This is a genomic window from Pseudomonas antarctica (assembly GCF_900624995.1).
GTDB lineage: Bacteria > Pseudomonadota > Gammaproteobacteria > Pseudomonadales > Pseudomonadaceae > Aquipseudomonas > Aquipseudomonas antarctica.
In genome coordinates, this window is sequence record NZ_UYXQ01000217.1 from 1 (window position 1) to 3,497 (window position 3,497).

The window sequence follows — 3,497 nt, forward strand, 5'->3', positions numbered from 1 at the left end:
CCCCTTCCACCGCATAAAGTGAACGCTTATAACCCGGCGTGCCATACGCGGGATAGGCCACCACCTGCCTGACCAGCGCAATCTCCAGCACAGCCCCCACCTGTTGGCTTACCTGTTCCTGAGAACGGATAAACGCCTCGAGCGTGAGGTTTTCGGCGGTGCGTTCATCGTGATTATTGAAGAGATAAGCAGCCACGCACCCGACAGTCACCAGGACCAGCAGTTGCTTGGCCGTTACCCCGAGGCGTTTCGAGGGTAGAGGCATGTGAGACCAGACCTGTTTTTGTTGTATTGGTCGTTTTTGATCAGAGCAGCCATTCTAATCAGGTCAACGGGTAATGCCAGATGAATCAGTTGTCGCCGTAGGTAATATCTTTGTTAGCCCCGACGCCGCCCAGCGTAGAGTCCTTGCCCAACGAAAACAGGTCCAAGGGCAAGTGGGACTTTGCGATCGAGATCAAGGCTCGCGCTGTTTTTTCCGTAGCCATTGAAACCCCACGGCACTGAACATAGACTCCGGCGATGCGTTTACGTCATATCGAAGTGATTCACGCCATCTTGCAGACCGGACACCTCGGCACGGCCGCCGAATGGTTGCAACTTCCCGTGGACGATGTGGACGCAACCCTCAAGGATGCCGAGCAGCAACTGGGCTTCATGCTGTTTGCCAGCGTGCGCGGGCGTTTGCAGGCGACGCGGGAAACACTCGAGTTGCAGGCCGAAATCACTCACATCTATGAAGCGCTGGAACCGGTACAACGCTTGGCCAGTCGCTTGAAACACCACCATGCGCCCACACTGCGCGCCTTGTGTACCCCGCCCCTGGCCAATCAACTGTTGCCGCAAAGTATCGCGCTGCTGCGTCGACGTTTCCAGGACACGCCGTGCAACCTGTCGAGCCAGCCGACGCGGGAAATTGTCAGGAGCTTGCTCCTGCACGACGCCGATGTGGGCCTGAGCCTGCACGACCCGCAACACCCGCAAATCCAAAGCACCGTGCTGGCCGAGGGCAAACTGCAATTGCTCGCGCCCCATGGCTGGCTTAAACCCAAGCAAAAGTACATCGCGCTGCAGGACCTGGCCGGGCAGTCGATGATCGGGCTTGAGGGGCATGACCCGCTCAGCCGCCTGCTGGACGCCAAGCTGCACGCCCTGCGCCCGCTGCCAGTGGTACAGACGCGGGTGCAGACCTACCAGATGATGCGCAGCATGGTAGAAGCCGGGGAAGGCCTGGCGATTGTCGACCCATTCACCGCATTCGGAGCGCGAGAGGCCGGGCTGGATGCGTGCCCGGTGTCGCCGCCGATCATGGTCAGCCTGTACGCATTGACCCTCAAGGAGGGCGTGGCTTCTGCGGCATTGAATGCGTTGCTGGAAATTGTCACGCAGAAGGCCGACAGCTTGCTGGTGAGTTAAACCTGTTCGAGTTCCGACTTGAACAACCGATACCAGAAAATCGCCACTTCGCGGGTGTGTGGGTCAATACCGCGATAACGCAGGTGGTCGATCCCGCCCATCACATAGCCGCAACGTTCGTACAGGCGGCAGGCGCCGAGGTTGTTGTTCTGGGTTTCGAGCATCATGCCCGGCAGGCTTTTCTTACGACTCCAGAACTGCGCCACATCCAGCAAGGCCTTGGCCACACCATACCGTCGCGCAGGCAAGGCCACCGCCAGTTCGTCGACGTGGGCAAAACCGTTCCAGTTGGTACTGACTACAATGTGCCCCACCGCGCGGTCATCCAAGTACGCCATGAAGATCGCACTATCGGCTGCATCGCGAAAACTGGCGAACTCTTCCGGGTCGATGCCATAACACTTGCGGTACGGCACGATGCGCTCCACAGCCCATTGATCGACACGCCTGCCCATCTCGGGCACGCCATAGGCACTGACCTCAAAGCTGAAATCATTGCCCCACACGTAGGCATCAAAGCCTTCGTCGGCGACCCGTACACTGAGCCCCGGGTACTTCGGGTTCATTACAGCTTGCATAAACATCCTTAACCCTTGATGCAATCGACGGTGTAACAACCACCCATGCCGTCATCTTCGTGTTGCAACCCATGAACATCGGCGACAAAGCCGGGAAAACTGCTATCGAACGTGCGGGCAAACGCCAGGTAGTCGATGATCGATCGCGTCGACTCGGTAAAGCGCTCGCCCGGCATAATCAACGGAATGCCCGGCGGATAAGGCACCAGCATCACGGCTGCGATGCGCCCTGGCAAGGCGTCAATCGAGACCGCCTCCACCTCACCCTTGACCAATTGGTCGTAGGCGTCAGCCGGTTTCATGGCAATTTCCGGCAGCACCGTGTACATCCGCTTGAGGTGTTTGGCCGTGGCGTTGCTACGGTAACAGCCGTGCAATTGATCGCACAGGTCGCGCAAGCCCAGGCCTTGATAGCGCGCCGGGCCTTGGGCAAACACTGATGGCAAGCAGCTTGCCAAGCTCACGTTCGCGTCATAGTTGCGCTTGAACTCCAGTAGTTCGGTGAGCAAGGTACTCCATTTGCCTTTGGTAATACCCATGGAAAACAACACGAGGAAGGAATACAGCCCGGTCTTTTCCACGACCAACCCACGCTCCCAGAGGAATTTGCTGACTACCGCAGCAGGAATACCGCAGTCGCTCAAGGCGCCACCGGCGTTCAGGCCGGGCATCACCAAGGTCACTTTGATCGGGTCGAGCAGCACGTAATCTTCGGCCACATCGCCAAAGCCATGCCAGTCATCTTGCGGGTGCAGCAGCCAATCCGCCGTGGCAACGCGGTCGATACCGGCCACCGACGGCGGTTGCCAGATAGAAAACCACCAATCCTCGGCAGCGATATGCTGACGCAGATTCGCTAACGCACGCCGAAAGCTCAGGGCCTCATCGAACATTTCCTGCAGCAGCGACCGGCCGGCCGGACCTTCCATCATCGCCGAAGCGACATCCAGCGAAGCGATGATGCTGTATTGCGGTGACGTGGAGATATGCATCATGAACGCTTCGTTGAAACGGTCGCGGTCCAGTTGCCGTGCGCCGCCATCCTGCACATGAATCATCGAGGCCTGGCTGAAGGCCGCCAGCAGCTTGTGGGTCGAGTGGGTGGTAAACACCAGCGGGCTGTCCGGGGTGCGCGAGGTGCCCATGCCGTAACGCCCGGCAAAGAACTCATGAAAGGCCGCGTAGGCGTACCAGGCTTCGTCGAAGTGCAACACCTCGACACTGTTGCCCAGTTGCCGCTTGATCAATTCGGCGTTGTAGCACAGGCCGTCATAGGTGGAGTTGGTAACCACCGCCAACTTTACTTTGGGTGGTCGGCCACGCGTCAAGGGGCTGGCTTGGATCTTGGCACGGATCGACTCGGGGCTGAATTCACTCAGGGGAATCGGGCCGATAATCCCCAGCTCATTGCGTTCCGGGCACAGGTACAGGGGGATCGCGCCAGTCATGATGATCGAGTGCAAAACCGAGTGGGGGCAGTTACGGGCGACCAACACCAAGTCG

4 protein-coding genes are annotated in these 3,497 nt (G+C 58.8%); 1 reads left to right on the forward strand and 3 read right to left on the reverse strand.

Going from position 1 to position 3,497, the window contains the following annotated elements; translation table 11 throughout:
* Positions 1 to 265 (reverse strand): hypothetical protein (locus E0F99_RS29310; protein WP_130909114.1); only part of this gene is annotated, 265 nt, incomplete at its 3' end.
* A 257-nt stretch (positions 266 to 522) separates the two neighbouring features.
* Here E0F99_RS29310 and E0F99_RS29320 point away from each other — a divergent pair.
* A complete protein-coding gene (locus E0F99_RS29320) occupies positions 523 to 1,416 on the forward strand; it encodes a LysR substrate-binding domain-containing protein (protein WP_083358024.1) in 894 nt (297 codons plus the stop codon).
* On the opposite strand, the gene E0F99_RS29325 is transcribed toward E0F99_RS29320, so the two are convergent.
* Together E0F99_RS29325 and E0F99_RS29330 are read right to left on the reverse strand one after the other, a co-directional pair.
* Positions 1,413 to 1,994, reverse strand: a complete 582-nt coding sequence (locus E0F99_RS29325; RefSeq protein ID WP_083358023.1) for a GNAT family N-acetyltransferase — start codon at positions 1,992 to 1,994, stop codon at positions 1,413 to 1,415. The two genes, E0F99_RS29320 and E0F99_RS29325, sit on opposite strands and share 4 nt — an antisense overlap.
* Before the next feature lie 8 nt (positions 1,995 to 2,002).
* On the reverse strand, positions 2,003 to 3,497 hold a 1,495-nt coding region (locus tag E0F99_RS29330; protein WP_130909115.1), incomplete at its 5' end, for an Orn/Lys/Arg family decarboxylase.